Genomic DNA, 1459 nt, shown 5'->3' with positions numbered 1-1459 from the left:
TTTCGGGCAGCATGAAGTACCGCAATAACATCGATTTGCTCAGGCTTGATATAATAAATTATGCGATAAGAACCCTCGATAACTTCTCGGATCTGCTCAGTTTCAAACTCCGGAACAAGACGACCCGAAAAGGGAAAATTAGCAATCTGTTCTGAGCGTCTGGTCAATCTTTCCACCAGTCTTTGAGCATATTGAGGGGAGTTTTGTGATATGTAGTTGTAGATGGATGATAAATGATTAACGGCGGTTTCTGTCCAGAAAACTTTCATGGCTCTAGCTTGAACTTAGTGCGTACTTCTGCCACAGAAATAACCTTTTCCGCCTCACTATCGGCTAATCCTGCTTCAATTGCCTGTCTCACATAAATCTCATACATCAAATCATCCCATGTAGAATTATCCGGCAATTTATCGATTAAATTTCTGGCTTTTTGTTTAATGTTTTTTATTTCCATGATGGTTTCCAAAATGACTCCTGACAGTTTACATTATAGCAAGATAGGCTCCTAGAGATGGTGTATTCTAAAACCACCGCTAACGCTCAGAATATCCAAAAAGGCTTTTCCCTCTCGATGTCCTCAACGAAACCTCAACCCGTGATTGGTGTTAGTTGGTGGATAAATGCTGTATATTTACTCTCGTCGCCGCTTAATTCACACGCAGCAGCGCAGAAACTTGCTCAACATTCATTGCTGTATGTAACAATACAGGAGGAGTTTATCTCAGGAGTTCCACGGTGATTAGAGAGCTAGACCGTATTACTGTTAATCCACAAATATGTCTTGGACAGCCAATGATTCGAGGAATGCGTATCACTGTAGGATTTGTTTTGAAACTGTTGGCTAGTCAGTTATCTATTCAGGAAATCTTAGAGGCTTATCCAGAGTTGGAGGAGGAAGATATTCGTCAGGCTCTTAATTATGCAGCTTGGGCTGTATCCGATTATATCGTTAGCTTCACTTCAGCAGCCGTAACGCACCGCTAACTTTAATGATGGTGGGTGATATAATTTAAAATTCTGAGGTAAATCATGCAACTAAAACTAACAAAAATATTCCAGAAAGTTCCCGAAGGCTATATTGGTTTTGTCGAAGAATTGCCAGGAGCTAATACTCAAGGAGAGACTCTAGAAGAAACTAGAAGTAATTTAGAAGAAGCAATTGAGCTAGTTTTAGAAGCTAATCGTATATTAGCTGAAGAGCAACTGCAAGGACAAGAAGTGATTCGAGAGTCTGTTACTTTCTGGGCTGCATGAAACGTATAAACTTAATTCGTCATTTAGAAAATTATGGCTGTGAATTCTTAAGAGAAGGCGGCAATCATACGATTTATGTAAATCGTGTCAATCAGAAATCTTCAGCCATTCCGCGCCATCGTGAAATCAATGAATTCTTGACGCGAAAAATTTGTCGAGATTTACAAATACCAGAACCATGAGTGCGACTCCTGTTAAGCTGCTG

General features: G+C 40.0%; 5 protein-coding genes. 3 read left to right on the top strand and 2 right to left on the bottom strand.

Going from position 1 to position 1459, the window contains the following annotated elements; translation table 11 throughout:
* Together PX484_RS00760 and PX484_RS00755 are read right to left on the bottom strand one after the other, a co-directional pair.
* A partial coding sequence (locus PX484_RS00760; RefSeq protein ID WP_288102660.1) for a type II toxin-antitoxin system RelE/ParE family toxin occupies nucleotides 1–269 on the bottom strand: 269 nt, incomplete at its 3' end.
* A complete protein-coding gene (locus tag PX484_RS00755) occupies nucleotides 266–454 on the bottom strand; it encodes a hypothetical protein (protein ID WP_002762197.1) in 189 nt (62 codons plus the stop codon). The genes PX484_RS00760 and PX484_RS00755, both read right to left, overlap by 4 nt.
* A 281-nt stretch (nucleotides 455–735) precedes the next feature.
* Here PX484_RS00755 and PX484_RS00750 point away from each other — a divergent pair, with 281 nt between their 5' ends.
* Genes PX484_RS00750 through PX484_RS00740 form a run of 3 tightly spaced genes read left to right on the top strand, consistent with a single transcriptional unit; the run spans nucleotide 736 to nucleotide 1436 of the window.
* On the top strand, nucleotides 736–984 hold the full coding sequence (locus tag PX484_RS00750) for a DUF433 domain-containing protein (RefSeq protein ID WP_052276594.1): 249 nt from the start codon (nucleotides 736–738) through the stop codon (nucleotides 982–984).
* 45 nt (nucleotides 985–1029) lie between these two features.
* A complete protein-coding gene (locus tag PX484_RS00745; RefSeq protein ID WP_002734968.1) occupies nucleotides 1030–1254 on the top strand; it encodes a type II toxin-antitoxin system HicB family antitoxin in 225 nt (74 codons plus the stop codon).
* Nucleotides 1251–1436: a type II toxin-antitoxin system HicA family toxin gene (locus tag PX484_RS00740; protein ID WP_002762193.1), complete on the top strand. Its 186-nt coding sequence runs from the start codon at nucleotides 1251–1253 to the stop codon at nucleotides 1434–1436. Before PX484_RS00745 ends, PX484_RS00740 begins: the two co-directional genes overlap by 4 nt.
* Nucleotides 1437–1459 lie beyond the last annotated feature (23 nt).

Origin of the sequence: Microcystis sp. M49636_WE2, assembly GCF_030065375.1 — a bacterium.
Taxonomy (GTDB): Bacteria; Cyanobacteriota; Cyanobacteriia; order Cyanobacteriales; family Microcystaceae; genus Microcystis; species Microcystis aeruginosa_C.
Note: the sequence above shows the minus strand (reverse complement) of the source record. Positions and strands in the feature narration are given on the sequence as shown.